The organism is Serratia sp. szju (assembly GCF_044594185.1).
Lineage (GTDB): Bacteria > Pseudomonadota > Gammaproteobacteria > Enterobacterales > Enterobacteriaceae > Serratia > Serratia bockelmannii.
In genome coordinates, this window is sequence record NZ_CP172576.1 from 3,396,123 (window position 1) to 3,413,429 (window position 17,307).

A 17,307-nucleotide genomic window follows, 5' to 3' on the forward strand; every position below is an offset into this window, starting at 1 on the left:
GATGGCAATCCTGCCGCGGCAGGGACAACGCTGGCTGGCGGGAATGGTGATGCTGACGCTGAGCGGCTGCGCTTATATTCCGCATAAACCGCTGGTGGACGGTGCGACCACGGCGCAGCCCGCGCCGGCCAGCGCGCCGATGCCGAACGGCTCGATCTTCCAGACGGTGCAGCCGATGAACTACGGCTATCAGCCGCTGTTCGAAGACCGCCGTCCGCGCAACGTCGGTGACACCCTGACCATCGTGCTGCAGGAAAACGTCAGCGCCAGCAAGAGCTCTTCCGCCAACGCCAGCCGCAACGGCGCCAGCAAGTTCGGCGTCGCCACCTCGCCGCGTTACCTCGACGGTCTGTTGGGCAATGCGCGCGCCGATATGGACATTTCCGGCGACAGCACCTTCGGTGGCAAGGGCGGCGCCAACGCCAACAACACCTTCAACGGCACCATTACGGTGACGGTCAACCAGGTGCTGGCCAACGGCAACCTGCACGTGGTGGGGGAAAAGCAGATCGCCATCAACCAGGGCACCGAATTCATTCGCTTCTCCGGCGTCGTCAACCCGCGCACCATCAGCGGCAACAACTCGGTCACCTCGACGCAGGTGGCGGACGCGCGTATCGAATACGTCGGCAATGGCTATATCAACGAAGCGCAGACCATGGGCTGGCTGCAGCGCTTCTTCTTAAATGTTTCACCGTTCTAAGGATTGACTGATGCTGAAAAAATGGTTTATCGCGCTGTGCGTCGGGCTGGTGTGCTTGCCGGCGGCGGCGGAGCGCATCCGCGATCTGGTGACGGTGCAGGGCGTGCGAGACAACGCCCTGATCGGCTACGGCCTGGTGGTGGGGCTGGACGGTTCCGGCGACCAGACCATGCAGACGCCGTTCACCACCCAAAGTCTGAGTAACATGCTGTCGCAGTTGGGCATCACCGTGCCGCCGGGCACTAACATGCAGCTGAAAAACGTGGCGGCGGTGATGGTGACCGCCAAACTGCCGCCGTTCTCGCGCGCCGGGCAGAACATCGACGTGGTGGTCTCATCGATGGGCAACGCCAAGAGCCTGCGCGGCGGCACCTTGCTGATGACGCCGCTCAAAGGCGTGGATAACCAGGTCTATGCGCTGGCGCAGGGCAACGTGCTGGTCGGCGGCGCGGGCGCGGCGGCCGGCGGCAGCAGCGTGCAGGTCAACCAGCTGGCGGGCGGGCGCATCAGCAACGGCGCCACCATTGAGCGCGAGCTGCCGACCACCTTCGGCAGCGGCGGCGTACTCAACCTGCAGCTGAACGACGAAGACTTCACGCTGGCGCAGCAGATCAGCGACGCCATCAACCGCCAACGCGGCGGCGGCACCGCGACGCCGCTCGACGCCCGCACGATCCAGGTGCTGGTGCCGCAGGGCAACAGCTCTCAGGTGCGTTTCCTGGCGGAGATTCAAAACATCACCGTCAACGTCGGCGCGATGGACGCCAAAGTGATCATCAACTCGCGCACCGGGTCGGTGGTGATGAACCGCGATGTGATCCTCGATTCCTGCGCCGTCGCCCAGGGCAACCTGTCGGTGGTGGTCGATCGGCAGAACACCGTCAGCCAACCGACGACGCCGTTCGGCGGCGGCCAGACGGTGGTGACGCCAAACACCCAGATCTCGGTGCAACAGCAGGGCGGATCGCTGCAGAAGGTGAACGCCAGCGCCAACCTGAACAACGTCATTCGCGCGCTGAACGCGTTGGGCGCCACGCCGATCGATCTGATGTCGATCCTGCAGGCGATGCAGAGCGCCGGCTGCCTGCGCGCCAAGCTGGAAATCATCTGATGGCCGGCGATCTGATGGCAATGTCGGGTGCGGCCTATGACGCCCAGGCGCTGAACGGTCTGAAGCGTGATGCGGCGGCCGACCCGCAGGGCAACCTCAAGCAGGTGGCCCAGCAGGTAGAAGGCATGTTCGTGCAGATGATGCTGAAAAGCATGCGATCCGCCTTGCCGCAGGACGGGGTATTGAGCAGCGATCAAACGCGGCTCTATACCTCGATGTACGACCAGCAAATCGCCCAGCAGATGTCGCAAAAAGGGCTGGGGCTGGCCGACATGATGGTCAAGCAGATGAGCAACGCCAACGCGGTGCCGAGCGAAACGGCGGGCATGTCGCCGATGGCGCTGGACAACGAGGTGCTGCAAACGCTGCCGAACCAGGCGCTGGAGCAGATGGTGCGCCGGGCGATGCCGAAAGCCCCGCCGGCCGCCGCGCCGCTGTCGCTCAACAACGGCAACTTCGTCGCTCGCCTGTCGATCCCGGCGAAGGTCGCCAGCCAGCAGAGCGGCATTCCGCATCAGCTGATCGTCGCGCAGGCGGCGCTGGAGTCCGGCTGGGGGCAGCGCGAGATCCCGACCTCAGACGGCACGCCGAGCTACAACCTGTTCGGCATCAAGGCCGGCGGCAGCTGGAACGGGCCGGTGACGGAGATCACCACCACCGAGTTCGAACAGGGCGCGGCGAAGAAGGTGAAGGCGAAGTTCCGCGTCTACGGGTCGTATGTCGAAGCGATTGCCGACTACGTCAAACTGCTGACCAACAACCCGCGCTATGCCGACGTGGCCGCCGCGCGCAGCCCGGAGCAGGCGGCGCATGCGCTGCAACGCGCCGGGTACGCCACCGATCCGCAGTACGCCAGCAAACTGGTCAGCGTGATTCAGCAGATGAAGAACGCGGGGGAACAGGCGGTGAAAGCCTATACCCACGATCTGAAAGATTTGTTCTAAATCCCCGTCATTCTTGACGCCGCAGCGGCGTTGACTGCACAAGCTCGCCCCGGTCACTTGGCTTAACCAAGCGCCCGGGGACGCCCTTGCTTGTCGCCTTGCTGCGACGCCAATTATTTAGGGGATAGGCGGTAACGAAGGCTAGCTGGATGCTGACCGCGTTGCCGCTTTTTTTCCTCAAGTTCTTCTCATTTTGGCCGATAACCGAAACAGGCTGAGCGAACAGGCTCAGCAGCTCAATTAAGAACCCTGTGGGCCACCGGCGCCGCAGCATAAGGAATTCCGATGTCCAATAGCTTAATCAATACCGCGATGAGCGGGCTGAATGCGGCTCAGGTGGCGCTCAGTACCGTCAGCAACAACATCTCCAACTACAACGTGGCGGGCTACAACCGCCAGACCGCGATCCTGGCGCAGAACGGCGGCATGGCCACCATGAGCGGCTTTATCGGCAACGGCGTGACCGTCACCAGCGTTAACCGCGAGTACAACCAGTTCATCACCAACCAGCTGCGCGGCGCACAAAGCGCGTTCGGGGCGCAGAACGCCTATTACGAGAAGATTTCGCAGATCGACAATCTGTTGGCGAGCAAGACCAACCCGCTGTCGACCAACATGCAGGATTTCTTTACCAACCTGCAGAACCTGGTGAGCAACGCCGGTGACGACGCCGCGCGCCAGACGGTGCTGGGCAAGGCCAACGGCCTGGTGAACCAGTTCAACAACACCGATAAATTCCTGCGCGACATGGACAACGGCGTTAATCAGCAGATCAGCGATACGGCGCAGCAGATCAACAGCTACGGCCAACAGATCGCCAAGTTGAACGACGAGATCACCCGTTTGCGCGGCAGCGCCGGCGGCGAACCGAATGCGTTGCTGGATCAGCGCGATCAGTTGGTCACCGAATTGAACCAACTGGTGGGCGTACAGGTCACGCAACAGGACGGCGACGCCTATACCGTCTCCTTCGCCAACGGCTTGACGCTGGTGCAGGGCAGCAATACGTATCAGGTGGAAGCCGTGCCTTCCAGCAGCGATCCTTCCCGTCTGACCATCGGCTATAACCGCGGCAACGGCGCCAGCGAAGTGCCGGAAGGCCAGATCACCAGCGGCACGCTGAGCGGCGTGCTGAAATTCCGCAGCGAAACGCTGGACGGCGTGCGCAATCAGCTGGGCCAGTTGGCGCTGGCGATGGCGGACAGCTTTAACCAACAGCATCGCGCCGGCTTCGATCTGAACGGTGACGCAGGCGGCGACTTCTTCAGCTTCAGCGGTGGCCGGGTGGTGGATAACACCCGCAACACCGGCGACGCGTCGCTGTCGGTTTCTTACACCGATACCGGCAAGGTGAAGGCTAACGATTATCGCGTTGAGTTCGACGGCAGCAACTGGCAGGTCAGCCGCCTGCCGGACAATGTGAAAGTCAACGCCACGCCGGGCACCAGCGCCGACGGCAAACCGACGCTGAACTTCGACGGGTTGGAAGTGAGCATCGACGGCAATGCGCAGGCCAAAGACAGCTTCACCGTGAAGCCGGTCAGCGACGTGGCGGGCAACCTGAAAGTGGCCATCACCGATTCGTCCAAGATCGCCGCCGCCGGTAAAGACGACAGCGGCCGCGGCGATAACGAGAACGCCAAGAAGCTGCTGGATCTGCAAACCAAAAACCTGGTGGACGGCAAAGCGACCCTGAGCGGCGCTTACGCCGGCATCGTCAGCGGCGTCGGCAACCAGACCGCCGCCGCCAAGGCCATCGCTACCTCGCAGGCCAAAATCGTCACGCAGCTGGGTGCGCAACAGCAGTCGATGTCCGGCGTCAACCTTGACGAAGAGTACGGTGAACTGCTGCGTTTCCAGCAGTACTACATGGCCAACGCGCAGGTGATTCAGACCGCCAGCTCGCTGTTCGACGCGCTGCTGAATATTCGTTGATTTCATTGTTAATCGGCGCCGATAACGGCGCCGGTCGCTCAGAGTAAGGAACCCACAGCATGCGCATGAGCACCAGCATGATGTACCAACAGAACATGAACGGCATCACGGGCAACCAGTCGCTGTTCATGAAGGCGGCCGAGCAGCTTTCCTCGGGCAAGCGGGTGATCAACCCGTCCGACGATCCGCTGGCGGCGTCGCGCGCGGTGATGTTGTCGCAGTCGCAGGCGGAAAACAGCCAGTACACGCTGGCGCGCACCTTCGCTCGTCAGAACGTGTCGATGGAAGAAACGGTATTGGCCGGCGCGACGTCCACCATCGCGGATATGAAGGCGCTGATCGTCAACGCCGGCGGCACCGAAAGCGATAACGATCGCCAGTCGCTGGCCACCCAACTGCAGGGGCTGAAAGATCAGCTGCTGAACCAGGCCAACAGCACCGACGGCAACGGCCGCTATATGTTCGGCGGATACGTGAACGACAAGGCGCCGTTCGTCGATAACGGCGGCACCGTCAGTTATCAGGGCGGGGACAAGACGGTTCAGCAGAAAGTGGACGCCAACCGCACCATGACCATCGGCCATACCGGCAACGCGGTGTTCATGTCGTTGACCAGCAATCCGAAGCCCGAGCCGGACGGCAGCGCGCCGGTCAGCAACGTATTCGAGAGCATCGATATTGCGCTGAACGCGTTGAAAACCCCGCTGCAGGGCGCCGATGAGGCCACCAAGCAGCAGGTGAACGATGCCTTGGCGAAAGCCAACCGCGGTCTGGACAACTCCTACAACAACGTGTTGAGCGTGCGCGCCGAGCTGGGCAGTCAGCTGCAGGAAATGGATCAGCTGGACAGCATCGGTAAAGAGCGTGACATGACCAACCAGATCCAGATGAGCGCGTTGACGGATGCCGATCTGGCCGAGTCTATCTCGTCTTATTTCATGCAGCAGGCAGCGCTGCAGGCGTCGTATAAAACCTTCAGCGATATGCAGGGCATGTCGCTGTTCCAGATGAATCGTTAAGAGCAATACCCCGTTGCCTGACCGCGACGGGTTTCCCTTTAGTGCGCTTAGAAAATGCCTTCTCCGCCTCGCGGGGAGGGAGGCTTCTTGAAACCGGGTGCACTCGTTTGGCGCGTCGCTCGTTCTCCCACTACTGACTGAGTGACGCGCCTTTTTTTCATCAGGAAAGAAATAATACGATTGTCACCCCTGTTTAATGCGCAATGGCATTATTGAAATCAGCGGTGGAAGAATCGCGATGGATATTATTTCCCTGACGATAAATAGCGCTGCTATTTCTTTTTCTTCTCCACTTTCCATTTTCCGCCGTCGGCCGTCTCGGTAAACGAAACTCTAAACTTGTTGCTTTTCCAGTGGGTCAGACCGAATAACCGGCGTGCTTTGCGGTTGCTTTTCGCTTTAATCATTTTCTCGCTCCTGTGGTTAGCAAAGGTCGATGCTGCGCCCTGCAGCCGGTAGGCGCCGGACGCATTTATTCAGGGTGTAAGTTATCTGTCGCGCATTTTACCCTGCGTGACTGCGTTATTTTTTATTTCCAATTGGGAGCCAGCGTTTTTATCGCCGCTGATGGCTAGCGTGGTACAAGCGATATTTCTGTTGCCGGGTCTATTCTAGGTCGGGGTTTTATTTATTCAAGCCGCCGGAGACATTTGAACCTTAATCCGGATAAAAGGCGTTTCTCAGGCTTTTGTCCCAAGAAAGCGTTTTTATTGCCATTTTGTCTCAGGCAGATTAGGGGGAAAGGGAGGGGCGTTGCAGGGGCTTAGAAGGTCATGCCGCCGATTACCGCCGCCAGTCGATCGAAGATTTCACCGAACAGATGTTCACAGAACGGCGCCAGCATCGGCATCATCATACCCAGCGTCATGATGCCGAAGGTCATGGTGACCGGGAAACCGATCACGAAGACCGACAGCTGCGGGGTCATGCGATTGAGCAGGCCGAGCGCCATGTTCAGCGTCAACAGCAGGCAGATCAGCGGCAGCGCCAGCATCATGCCGTTGATGAAAATCAGCGAGCCAACCTGGGTCAACACCAGGAAGCCGTTGCCGTTCAGCGGCTGCGTTTGGATAGGCAGGGTATGGAAGCTGTCCGCCAGCAGTGAAATCAGCCACAGATGGCCGTCGAAGCTGAGGAACAGCAGCATCGCCAGCAGGTTAAGCAGGCGCGCCAGCACCGGCATGTTCGGGCCGCCGCTGGGATCGAAGAAGGTGGCGAACGACAGGCCCATCTGCATGCCGATCACTTCGCCCGCCAGGCGCACCGCCGCGAAGGCGAACTGCATGGTCAATCCCAGCGCCACGCCGATCAGAATCTGTTGAACCGCCAGCCACAGGCCGGCGGCGGAGAAGATCGGGATATTGCTGGCGGGCAGCGTCGGCGCGATCAGGATGACGATCAGCCCGCCAAGGCCGATTTTGACCTTTTTGCTGATTTGTTTTTCGCTGAATATCGGCGCGGTGCTGATCAGCGCCAGAATGCGCAGCAGCGGCCAAAAGTAGTGGCTGAGCCAGACGGTGAGCTGGGCGCTGTCGAAGGTGAGCACGGTCAGCCGATCAGGGTGGGCAGGTTGCTGAACAGAGTGCGCATGTAGTCCAGCAACAGATTCAACATCCAGGGACCGGCGATGATGATGGTGGCCACCACCGCCAGAATTTTAGGGATGAACGACAGCGTCATTTCGTTGATCTGGGTGGCGGCCTGCAGCAGGCTGACGACCAGGCCGCTGATCAGCGCCGCCAGCAGCAGCGGGGCGGCCAGCGCCAGCGCGACTTTCATCGCTTCGGTGCCGAGCGCCATAACCGATTCAGGTGTCATCTCGCGTTCTCCGGTCAGGGGTTACGAATAGAAGCTCTGCGCCAGCGAGCCGAGCAGCAGCTGCCAGCCATCGACCAGCACGAACAGCATCAGCTTGAACGGCAGCGAGATGGTGGCGGGCGGCACCATCATCATCCCCAGCGCCATCAGCACGCTGGCGACCACCAGGTCGATAATCAGGAACGGAATGAACACCGTAAAGCCGATCTGGAAGGCGGTTTTCAGTTCGCTGGTGACGTAGGCGGGCAGCAGGATGCGCATCGGCACCGCCTCAGGGCCGGCCAGCGGCGGCTGATTGGCCAGTCTGGCGTACAGCGCGAGATCGGTTTCGCGCGTTTGGCGCAGCATGAATTCGCGCAGCGGCTGCGCGCCTTTATCCAGCGCGACTTCCAGCCCGATTTTGTCCTGGCTGAACGGCAGGTAGGCGTCCTGATAAACCTTGTCGAACACCGGCGACATGATGAAGAAGGTCAGGAACAACGCCAGCCCCAGCATCACCTGGTTCGGCGGCGCCGACGGCGTGCCCAGCGCGTTGCGCAGCAGGCCCAGCACGATGATGATGCGGGTGAAGCTGGTCATCATCAGCAGCATGGCCGGCAGGAAGGTCAGCGAGGTCAACAGCACCAGCGTCTGCACCGGCAGCGACCAGCTTTGGCCGCCGTTGGCCAGCGGCTGACTGATCAGCCCCGGCAGTTGTGCCAAAGCCGCCGGGCTGATGAACAGCAGGGCGGCAGGGAGCCAAACCGCCGGACGGCGGACGAGGGTTTGAAGAGTCGAGGTCATGCCGATTTTTCCGGGCGTTTCAGAACTTTTTGCATCAGTTGGCGGAAGTCCGCCGGCGTCGCCACGTCGGCCGCGCCCTCGTCTTTCGGCGGGGCGGGCAGGGTGTGCAGCGGGGTGATCTGCTGGGCGGTGACGCCCAGTACCAGCAAGGTGTCATCGACTTCCACCACCACCACGCGCTCGCGCTGCCCGACCTGGCAACTGGCGCGCAGGTTGAGCAGTTTGTTGTTGCGCGCCTGCGGGGCGAAACCCAGCCGACGGAACAGCCAACCGGCCAGCAGGATCAGCAGCAGAATGCCGCCGAGCGCGCTGCTGACCTGCATCAACACCGAACCGGCCGGCAAGGCCGGCGCGGCGGGGGATTGGCTGCTTTGGACGGTAACGGGCGCCGCAACGGTCATCAGCGGCTCAGTCGACGCATGCGTTCGGACGGGGTGATAATGTCGGTGATGCGCACGCCGAACTTGTCGGCCACCACCACCACTTCACCTTGTGCGATCAGGTAACCGTTAATCAGGATGTCCAGCGGCTCGCCGGCCAGGCCGTCCAGCGCCACCACCGAGCCTTGCGACAGGCGCAGCAGCTCTTTGATGGTCATCTTGGTGCGCCCCAGTTCCACGGTCAGCTTGACCGGAATATCCAGGATCAGGTCGATATCCTGCAGGCTGCCGAGCGCATCCTGAGCTTCCAGCGACTTGAACACCCCTTCGGTGCTCGCGCCGGATTTCTCTGTCGACTGCTGCTCGTTAAACGCATCAGCCCACAGATCGTCTACGGATTCCTTTCCTTCGCCAGACGGTTGCTTAGGATCACTCATTGGGCTGTTCCTCACTCAGAGCATTCAAAATAGGGTTAATCAAATGTTCAACACGCAGGGCATATTGCCCGTTTAACGTGCCGTATTGGCTGGTCAGAACCGGTACGCCGTCCACATGGGCGATCAGGCGTTCCGGCTTGTCTATCGGTAATACATCGCCCGGTTGCAGCTTCAGGACTTTCGACAGCCGCATCGGGATATCGACGAAGTTGGCGATCAGCTCCAGTTCGGAGTGCTGCACCTGCTTCACCAGCGTTTCGCGCCAGTGGCTGTCTTCCTGCCGCGAATTTTCCAGCGGCGGGTTGGTCAACAGCTCGCGCAGCGGTTCGATCATCGCGAACGGAATGCAGATGTTGAACTCGCCGGTCAGCGCGCCGATCTCCACCTGGAACGGCGTGGTGACCACGATGTCGTTCGGCGAGGTGGTGATGTTGGTGAACTTCACCTGCATTTCGGCACGCACGTACTCCACGTCGATCTTGTAGATGGCGCTCCAGGCGTCGCCATAGGCGTCCAGCGCCAGGCGCAGCATGCGTTTGATCACCCGCTGTTCGGTCGGGGTGAATTCGCGGCCTTCGACTTTGGTCGGGAAGCGGCCGTCGCCGCCGAACAGGTTGTCGACGGCGATGAACACCAGACTCGGCGCGAACACGAACAGGGCAGTGCCGCGCAGCGGATTCAAATGCACCAGGTTCAGGTTGGTCGGCACCGGCAGGTTGCGGGCGAACTCGTGATACGGCTGGATTTTGATCGGGCCGACGGTAATGTCCGGGCTGCGGCGCAGCAGGTTGAACAACCCCATGCGGAACTGCCGGGCAAAACGTTCGTTGATGATTTCCAGCGCGTGCAGACGCTCGCGCACCACGCGGCGCTGGGTGTTCGGATCGTAAGGCTTAACCTCGCTCTCTTTGCCGACTATCGCTTCGGGTTCATCACCCGCGCTGTCGCCGTTGAGCAAGGCGTCGATCTCTGCCTGTGAAAGAATGCTATCGCCCATAGTGATTACCGCAGTATGAAGGCGGTGAACAGCACGTCGCTGACCACCTGCTTCGGTTGTCCCTTAACCAGCGGCGGGCTGAGCACGTCCTTAATCTGCGCCACCAGCTGTTGCTTCCCTTGTTCATTGGCCAGCTGGCCCGCTTCCTGACGGGAGAGCAGCATCAGCAAGCGGCTGCGCACTTCCGGCAGAAAATCGTTCAGCTGACGGCGGGTACTTTCGTCCGGCAGACGCAGCGTGAGTCCGATATACAGCACGCGATCCGGGTTGTTGTCCGGCGTCACCAGGTTGACGGTAAAGGTGTCGAGCGGCATGAACACCGGCGCGGCCGGCGGTTGCTGTTTGACGGCGGCCGGTTCGGCGCCGTTTTTATGCTGTTGCAGCAGCCACCAGCTGTAGCCCGCGGCGCCACAGGCGACGACGCTGATCAATACCAGCAGGATGACCAGAAGGGAGCGTTTCGGTGCTGCCGGAAGGGTGTTCTGAGACATAGCCAAATCTAATTCCTGTTGTTCCACCCGCAGCCTGCGAGGCGGCGGGCATGGCGCGCGGCAAAGCCGCACGCATGACATGTAAAGGTATTATCGCGTCTATCACGGCGTGCAATAGCCTGAATAGACGCGCAAATGGGTGCCAGCTTGGGCGTTTGCGGCGGCTCAGGCGAAAATATCGACGCCGTTGACCGCACTGGCCATGCGCTGCAGCGCCACCGGCGCGCTGACGCCGTCGGCGGCCGCAGCCTCACCGCCAGCATGTTCAGCATAGCTGGAACGCCCCTGGCCGTTGGACGCCTGCTGCTGCCCCTGTTGCCATTGCGGGGTGGACTCGCCGCCCACGCTGCTTTGCCCCAGGTTGATGCCGCTCTCCGCCAGCGCGTGACGCAGCTGCGGCATCGCTGCTTCCACCGCCGCGCGCACCTGACCGTGGGCGGAGGCAATGTGCAATTGCGCCTGCTGATCGTCCAGTTTCAGCGTGATCTGCAAGGCGCCCAGCTCCTGCGGGTGCAGGCGCAGTTCTGCGCTCTGCTGGCCGTTGCGGTGGAACATCAGCACCTGTTGGTTCAACGCCTGCTGCCATTCCGGGCTGCCCAGCTGCGCGTTGAGCTGCGGCGTAGGCGGTGCGGTCACCAGTGCGCTGGCCGGTGCGGCCGTTTGCGTTGGGCTGGCGGCGGCCAGGGCGACGGCATGGTTGAGCGTCGGTTGCTGCTGCGCATCGCTCGCCGGCAGCGGCTGTGCGGTACTTGCGCGCTCACCGCTGGTCGGTTGCGGGAGCGCCGCCTTGGCATTATCGTCGCCGGTGGCCGGCGTTTTCGCCCCTGTCAGCGACGGAGCAGGGGATGCCGATGAACGCGCGGCGGTTTTATCACCGGCCGCCGCAATGTTCAGCAGGCCATTGCCGGGCTGCAGTGCAGTCGCCTCGTCAGCGTTTTCCACCGGCAGCGAACGTTGGCCTTCGGTCGGTTGCGCCTGGGCGACGAGCGCGGCCGGCAGCATGGCGTACAGCGCCTGCAGCGTTGCGGCATCCAGCTCTTTGGCGGCGGCGAACGGTGGTTGCGCCGGTTTGTCGCCGGCGGTGGGTGCCTCGGCTTCGGCGCCTTCAGGTGAAAGCGCATCGGCTGGGGTGGCCGGGTTCTGCAGCAGGCCGCCGCGCTCGCCGAAGGTGGCTAGCAGTTGATTGAGCTGGTTGCGGCTCAGGGCCGGGGCGCGTTCCTCGTCCGCGCTCAGCGCGACCGGCGGCTGTTTGCCGTCGGCGGCGGGCGCAAAACGTGCGCCGAGCAGCTGGGCGAAGGCCGACGACAACTGGCTCTCATCCAGCGCCGACGTCAGTTCGGCCAGGCCGCCGACGTCGCCGGGTAAGGCCAGGCCGGGCAGGGCGTTCAGATTCATGGGTTGATATTCCTTTGTGCACTGCGTTGAGCGAACTCATCCATCAGTTTTTGATCCCGTTTGTTCTCCTGCTGCTGCTCCGCATTTAAGGCGCGGGTATGCAGGGTCTCGAAAGCGTTCAGCCGCTGTTGTTTGTCTTGCCATTGCTTCACCGCATGATCCACTTTCTGCCCCCACTGCAGCAGCTGCTGGCGGTGCTGGTCGATGGCCTGTTCCAGCGTGCCGATAAACTGCTGGTAGTTTTGCCAGCTAGAGCTGTCCATGCCGTCGCAAAGCGTATGATTCAGCTTCTGGCGGTATTCGTCCTGATAGTTGAGCAGCATCGACAGCTGTTGCTCTGCCGCCTGCTGCGCCTGCCGTACCTGGCCCAGCTGTTGCGCGGCCTGTTCCACCGCATCCTGCGCCAGATCTCGCAGGGTAATCAGGGGAGATTGTGATTTCATCGCTGTGCGCCTCTGGTGACGTTAAACAATCAACTGCTGCAGCTGTTGACAGGCTTCATCGTAGCCGCTGCGTTCAAAGATGCCCTGTTGCAGGTACGCTTCCATCTGCGGGTACAGCGTCATCGCTTTGTCCAGCAACGGATCGCTGCCGGCCGCGTAGGCGCCGACGCTGATCAGATCGCGGTTGCGCTGATAGCTGGCCAGCATCTGCTTGAAGGTGCGTACCCGGCGATAATGCTCTTCGTCGATCAGCGACGTCATGGCGCGGCTGATTGACGCTTCGATGTCGATAGCCGGGTAATGGCCGGCTTCCGCCAGGCGCCGGGACAGCACCACGTGGCCGTCGAGGATGGCGCGCGCCGAGTCGGCGATCGGGTCTTGCTGATCGTCCCCTTCGGTCAATACGGTGTAGAAGGCGGTAATGGAACCGCCGCCGCTGATGCCGTTACCCGCGCGTTCCACCAGCGCAGGCAGTTTGGCGAAGACCGAAGGCGGATAGCCTTTGGTCGCCGGCGGTTCGCCGATGGCCAGGGCGATCTCACGCTGCGCCATGGCGTAGCGGGTAAGGGAGTCCATGATCAGCAACACGTGCTGCCCGCGATCGCGGAAATCTTCGGCGATGCGGGTGGCGTAGGCCGCCCCCTGCATGCGCAGCAACGGCGATACGTCCGCCGGCGCAGCGATCACCACCGAGCGCGCCCGGCCTTCGGCACCGAGAATGTTCTCGATAAAGTCTTTGACCTCGCGGCCGCGCTCGCCGATCAGGCCAACGACGATCACATCCGCCTGGGTATAACGGGCCATCATGCCGAGCAACACGCTCTTGCCGACGCCGGAGCCGGCGAACAGGCCCATGCGCTGGCCGCGACCGACGGTCAGCAGACCGTTGATGGTGCGCACCCCCACGTCCAGCACCTGCTCGATCGGCGTGCGCTGCAAGGGGTTGAACGGCGCGGTGATCAGTGGCGCGCGGTAACCGGTTTCCGGTGAAGGCAGGCCGTCGAGCGGTTTGGCGCTGCCGTCCAGCACCCGTCCCAACAGGGCCGGGCCGAGCGGCAGCTGTTTGCCGGCGCTTTGGCCTTCCGGCGCGATGCGGGCGTAAACCCGCGCGCCCGGCACGATACCTTCCACTTCTTCCAGCGGCATCAGGAACAGCCGCTGGCCGTTGAAGCCGACCACTTCGCTTTCCACTTCCTGCACTTCACCGGCGTCGTGCCGTTCGATGAGGCAGGTCGCGCCGAGCGGCAGCTGCAGGCCGGTAGCCTCCAGCACCAGCCCGGTCGCGCGGGTCAGGCGGCCGTAGCGGCGCACCGTCGGCGCGCGGGCGATGCGTTTTTCCAGCGTATCCAGAGAACTCAGCCAGCGGCCGAGACGCGCGGTCATCAGACTTCTCCCGGTGCCGCCAGGCGGCACAGTTCATGCCAGCGCGTCGCCAGGCTGGCGTCGAGATCGCCTTCCTCGGCGCTGACCTTGCAGCCGCCCGGATGCAGTTCGCCGTCCGCCAACAGGCGCCAGCCGTGCAGGCTGAGGGTAACCCCCAACTGTTGCTCGACGCGGGGGTAGTCGTCCGGGTGGACCCGCAGCTGCGGCTTGCCGTTGAACATCGGCTCCTGCTGGATCAGCTGTTGGATCTGCGCGAGCAGGGCGGTGCCGTCGCACACCGGCGGCTGGCCCAGCACCTGTTTGGCGGCGGTCAACGCCAGCTGCATCAACCGTGAAGCGATCACGCTGTCGAGCGCGTCCAGCGTGTGCTGGAATTCGGTAACCAACTGCTGCCAGTGGGCGGTCAGCGGCTGTTGCTGCTGCTGCGCTTCCAGCAGCCCTTGCTGACGGCCTTCTTCCAGACCGGACTGAAAACCGGCTTCATAGCCTTTTTGCTGGCCGTCGGCATAGCCCAACTGCTGGCCCTGTTGCTCAGCCTGCAGCCGCAGCGTCGCCAGCTGCTGTTGCAATTCGGCCTGCGCGTCCGGCGACGGATCGCTTTGTTCGAGATCCGGCAGCGGCGGCAGGTCGAACGCCGGTTTCTGTTCACCCAAATCGTTGAGCGACCAGGGCTGCCAGGGCAGGGTGTTAATGCGATCAGACATAGGTGTCCTCGCCGCCGCCAATGATCATTTCGCCGGTTTCCGCCAGGCGTCTTACCACCAACAGGATGGCTTTCTGCTCGTTCTCCACCTGCGACATGCGCACCGGCCCACGGTTGGCCAGATCGTCGCGCAGGATGTCGGCGGCGCGTTGCGACATGTTCTTGAGGAACTTCTCGCGCAGCGGCTGTTCGGCGCCTTTCAATGCGATCAGCAGCGACTCGCCTTCCACTTCCTGCAGCAGACGCTGGATGCTGCGATCGTCGACTTCCACCAGGTTTTCGAACAGGAACATCTCGTCGATGATCTTCTGCGCCAGCTCGCCGTCGTATTCGCGCATCGCGTCGATGACCGCTTCTTCTTGCTGGGTTTTCATCAGGTTGATGATCTCGGCGGCGGTGCGCACCCCGCCCATTTTGCTGCGCTTGAGGTTCTGGCCGTCGAGCAGGTTGTTCAGCACTTCGGTCAGCTCCGCCAACGCCGCCGGCTGCACGCCGCCGAAGGTGGCGATACGCAGCATCACGTCGTTGCGCAGACGTTCGTCGAACAGGGCCAGGATATCCGCCGCCTGGCCGCGTTTGAGGTGCACCAGAATAGTGGCGATGATCTGCGGGTGTTCGTCGCGGATCAGATCGGCAGCGCTCTGCGGCTCCATAAAGTTGAGCGTTTCCATGCCGGTGGTGGTCTCGCGCGATTCGAGAATGTCTTCCAGCAGGCTGGCGGCGCGCTCTTCGCCCAGGGCCTTGACCAGCACCGAGCGCAGATAGTCGCTGGCGTTGACGCTCAGCGCCGCGTATTGCTCGGCGTCGTCTTCAAACTCGGTCAGTACTTCGCCGAGCTGTTTGTGCGAAACCTGGCTCATGCCGGCCATGGTGCCGCTCAGCAGCTGTACTTCGCGCGAGGAGAGGTGCTTGAACACCTCCGCCGCGCGATCTTCACCCAGCGTCATCAGCAAGATGGCGCTTTTGTCGGTTCCGGTCAGGCTCATATCTCGTTACTCATCCATTGGCGGATTACCAGAGCGACCACGCGTGGGTCTTTATCAGCCAGATCGCGGATCCGCTGGCTCTGGACTTCTGCGCTGACGCGCTGCTGCGATTTACGACGCTGCGCCAGCTCCTCGTTGCTCGGTTTGCCGCTGTCGGCCGGTTTGGCGGCAGGGGCATTGGCGGCGGCGATGGCGGCCTGTTGCGCCGCCTGGCGCTGTTGCAGCTGTGGCCGCACCAGTTTGCGCCACAGCAGCCAGGCCACCAGCAGCACCAGCAGATAGCGGCCTGCGTCGATCAGGCGATCGATAAACGACTGGCTTTGCCAGAACGGCAGTTCGCCACCGGTCACCTGACTGTCGGTAAACGGCGTGTTGACCACGTTCAGGGTATCGCCACGGCTGCTGGAGTAGCCCATCGCTTCACGCACCAGCGCTTCGATCTGCGCCAACTGCTCTTTGCTCATCGGCTGCGGTTTGCCGTCTTTATCTACGCCGAGGTAGTTGATTACCACGGCGACCGACAGACGCTGCACGGTGCCGGCTTTTTGCTGGGTGTGGCGAATGGTGCGGTCGAGTTCGTAGTTGGTGGTCGCGTCGCGACGGGTATTTTGCGGTACGCCGTTGGCCGCCGCGCTGCGGGTGGTTGCGGCGTTTTGCGCGGTGGCATTGGCATTGTTGCCTGCGGCGTTGGCCGGCTTGGCGGTCTCAATCGGCGCGGTGGCCGGTGCGCTTGGCTGATTGGACAGCGCGCCTGGCACGCCGCCCACCTGTGGCCCGCCGATCTGCTCGCTCAGGCTGGTTTGCTGAGAGCGAATAGCGGCTTTGTCAGGCTGTTGGTTAGGTTGGTACTGTTCATCGGTTTGTTCGCGCGTGGCGAAGTCGATCTGCGCCGTGACCTGCGCGCGCACGTTGGCGCTGCCGACCACCGGGGCGAGGATCGCCTCGATGCGGCGCTGGAAGCCGTTTTCCACTTCGTTGGCGTATTTCAGCTGCGAGGCGTTGAGATCGCGCCCGGTGCCGTCGGACTGCGTCAGCAGGCGGCCAGCCTGGTCGACCACGGTCACGTTGCCCGGCGGCAGGCCGGCGACGCTGCTCGACACCATATAAACGATGGCGTTGATCTGGCCGTCGTCCAGCGCACGGCCGGGTTGCAGGGTCAGCGTCACCGACGCGGAAGGGGATTTCTGTTCGCGTACGAACAGCGAAGGTTTCGGCAACGCCAGGTGAACGCGGGCGTTTTGCACCGGCCCCAGCGACTCGATGGTGCGCGACAGCTCGCCTTCAAGGGCGCGCTGATAGTTGATCTGCTCGCTGAACTGGCTGATGCCGAATTTTTCCTGATCCAGCAGTTCGAAACCGACGGCGCCGCCTTTCGGCAGCCCTTGCTGCGCGAGGCGCAGACGGGTTTCATGCACTTTTTCCGCCGGGATCAGCAGCGCTGCGCCATTTTCGGCAAAGCGATAAGGGATATTCATCTGCGTCAGCTGGGTGACGATGGCGCCGCCGTCGCGGTCGTTCAGATTGCTGTACAGCACGCGGTAGTCGGGGCTTTTCACCCACAACAGCAGCGCGACGACGATCGCGATCGCGGCGGAAGCGGCGACCAGCAACGGAATTTTCGGGTTGGCGCGCAGACGATTCCAGATGGCTTGCAGGCCGTTGTCGCGGCTTTCGCCGGCGGTTATCGAAGCACTCATTTTAGGTCTCGTCCTTCAATGGCGCTCACGATCCCGTATGGGCGGCTGAGCAGCTCCCTGCCAGGCTGATGAACGGTATGGT

The 17,307-nt window shown here is 62.3% G+C and carries 19 protein-coding genes; 5 read left to right on the plus strand and 14 right to left on the minus strand.

Features of this window, described 5'->3' with window-relative positions; genetic code table 11:
- Position 1: 1 nt before the first annotated feature.
- The 5 genes from flgH (at position 2) to flgL (ending at position 5,712) form a co-directional block, all read left to right on the plus strand.
- Complete coding sequence (gene flgH, locus RE418_RS16055; RefSeq protein ID WP_004934817.1) at positions 2-703, plus strand: flagellar basal body L-ring protein FlgH; 702 nt, start codon at positions 2-4, stop codon at positions 701-703.
- A 10-nt stretch (positions 704-713) separates the two neighbouring features.
- Positions 714-1,814 carry a flagellar basal body P-ring protein FlgI gene (locus RE418_RS16060; RefSeq protein ID WP_004934816.1) on the plus strand — a complete coding sequence of 367 codons (1,101 nt, stop codon included), beginning with the start codon at positions 714-716 and terminating at the stop codon, positions 1,812-1,814.
- The gene (gene flgJ, locus RE418_RS16065; protein ID WP_399675262.1) at positions 1,814-2,758 is read left to right on the plus strand and encodes a flagellar assembly peptidoglycan hydrolase FlgJ; all 945 of its coding nucleotides are present in this window, start codon (positions 1,814-1,816) and stop codon (positions 2,756-2,758) included. The genes RE418_RS16060 and flgJ overlap by 1 nt, the downstream gene beginning before the upstream one ends.
- Before the next feature lie 285 nt (positions 2,759-3,043).
- A complete protein-coding gene (gene flgK / locus RE418_RS16070; protein ID WP_033643519.1) occupies positions 3,044-4,693 on the plus strand; it encodes a flagellar hook-associated protein FlgK in 1,650 nt (549 codons plus the stop codon).
- A 59-nt stretch (positions 4,694-4,752) separates the two neighbouring features.
- A complete protein-coding gene (flgL, locus tag RE418_RS16075; protein WP_016927302.1) occupies positions 4,753-5,712 on the plus strand; it encodes a flagellar hook-associated protein FlgL in 960 nt (319 codons plus the stop codon).
- A 272-nt stretch (positions 5,713-5,984) separates the two neighbouring features.
- Here the strand turns inward: flgL and sra are convergent, their stop codons facing one another.
- The 14 genes from sra to fliF all read right to left on the minus strand — a co-directional run bounded on the left by sra (position 5,985) and on the right by fliF (position 17,225).
- Positions 5,985-6,119 (minus strand): stationary-phase-induced ribosome-associated protein, encoded by a 135-nt coding sequence (sra, locus tag RE418_RS16080; RefSeq protein ID WP_087763075.1) that lies wholly within the window; start codon positions 6,117-6,119, stop codon positions 5,985-5,987.
- Positions 6,120-6,475: 356 nt separating this feature from the next.
- Positions 6,476-7,258: a flagellar biosynthetic protein FliR gene (gene fliR / locus RE418_RS16085; RefSeq protein WP_043138626.1), complete on the minus strand. Its 783-nt coding sequence runs from the start codon at positions 7,256-7,258 to the stop codon at positions 6,476-6,478.
- A 2-nt stretch (positions 7,259-7,260) separates the two neighbouring features.
- Positions 7,261-7,530, minus strand: a complete 270-nt coding sequence (gene fliQ / locus RE418_RS16090; RefSeq protein ID WP_004934803.1) for a flagellar biosynthesis protein FliQ — start codon at positions 7,528-7,530, stop codon at positions 7,261-7,263.
- 21 nt (positions 7,531-7,551) lie between these two features.
- Complete coding sequence (fliP, locus tag RE418_RS16095; protein WP_164067342.1) at positions 7,552-8,313, minus strand: flagellar type III secretion system pore protein FliP; 762 nt, start codon at positions 8,311-8,313, stop codon at positions 7,552-7,554.
- Positions 8,310-8,714: a flagellar biosynthetic protein FliO gene (gene fliO, locus RE418_RS16100; protein WP_025303256.1), complete on the minus strand. Its 405-nt coding sequence runs from the start codon at positions 8,712-8,714 to the stop codon at positions 8,310-8,312. Before fliO ends, fliP begins: the two co-directional genes overlap by 4 nt.
- Complete coding sequence (gene fliN / locus RE418_RS16105) at positions 8,714-9,130, minus strand: flagellar motor switch protein FliN (RefSeq protein ID WP_038876868.1); 417 nt, start codon at positions 9,128-9,130, stop codon at positions 8,714-8,716. The genes fliO and fliN overlap by 1 nt, the downstream gene beginning before the upstream one ends.
- A complete protein-coding gene (gene fliM, locus RE418_RS16110) occupies positions 9,123-10,127 on the minus strand; it encodes a flagellar motor switch protein FliM (protein ID WP_025303254.1) in 1,005 nt (334 codons plus the stop codon). The genes fliN and fliM overlap by 8 nt, the downstream gene beginning before the upstream one ends.
- A gap of 5 nt (positions 10,128-10,132) precedes the next feature.
- Complete coding sequence (gene fliL / locus RE418_RS16115) at positions 10,133-10,618, minus strand: flagellar basal body-associated protein FliL (protein ID WP_025303253.1); 486 nt, start codon at positions 10,616-10,618, stop codon at positions 10,133-10,135.
- 165 nt (positions 10,619-10,783) lie between these two features.
- Positions 10,784-12,013 carry a flagellar hook-length control protein FliK gene (locus RE418_RS16120; RefSeq protein WP_164067338.1) on the minus strand — a complete coding sequence of 410 codons (1,230 nt, stop codon included), beginning with the start codon at positions 12,011-12,013 and terminating at the stop codon, positions 10,784-10,786.
- Positions 12,010-12,456 carry a flagellar export protein FliJ gene (gene fliJ / locus RE418_RS16125; protein WP_043138615.1) on the minus strand — a complete coding sequence of 149 codons (447 nt, stop codon included), beginning with the start codon at positions 12,454-12,456 and terminating at the stop codon, positions 12,010-12,012. The genes RE418_RS16120 and fliJ overlap by 4 nt, the downstream gene beginning before the upstream one ends.
- A gap of 21 nt (positions 12,457-12,477) precedes the next feature.
- Entirely contained in the window at positions 12,478-13,839 is a 1,362-nt protein-coding gene (gene fliI, locus RE418_RS16130) for a flagellar protein export ATPase FliI (RefSeq protein WP_004934781.1), read from the minus strand.
- Complete coding sequence (gene fliH / locus RE418_RS16135; RefSeq protein ID WP_025303250.1) at positions 13,839-14,543, minus strand: flagellar assembly protein FliH; 705 nt, start codon at positions 14,541-14,543, stop codon at positions 13,839-13,841. The genes fliI and fliH overlap by 1 nt, the downstream gene beginning before the upstream one ends.
- Positions 14,536-15,528, minus strand: coding sequence for a flagellar motor switch protein FliG (gene fliG / locus RE418_RS16140; protein ID WP_025303249.1), 993 nt, complete (start codon positions 15,526-15,528; stop codon positions 14,536-14,538). Before fliG ends, fliH begins: the two co-directional genes overlap by 8 nt.
- Positions 15,525-17,225 carry a flagellar basal-body MS-ring/collar protein FliF gene (gene fliF, locus RE418_RS16145; RefSeq protein WP_049209054.1) on the minus strand — a complete coding sequence of 567 codons (1,701 nt, stop codon included), beginning with the start codon at positions 17,223-17,225 and terminating at the stop codon, positions 15,525-15,527. The genes fliG and fliF overlap by 4 nt, the downstream gene beginning before the upstream one ends.
- Between the last annotated feature and the right edge of the window lie 82 nt (positions 17,226-17,307).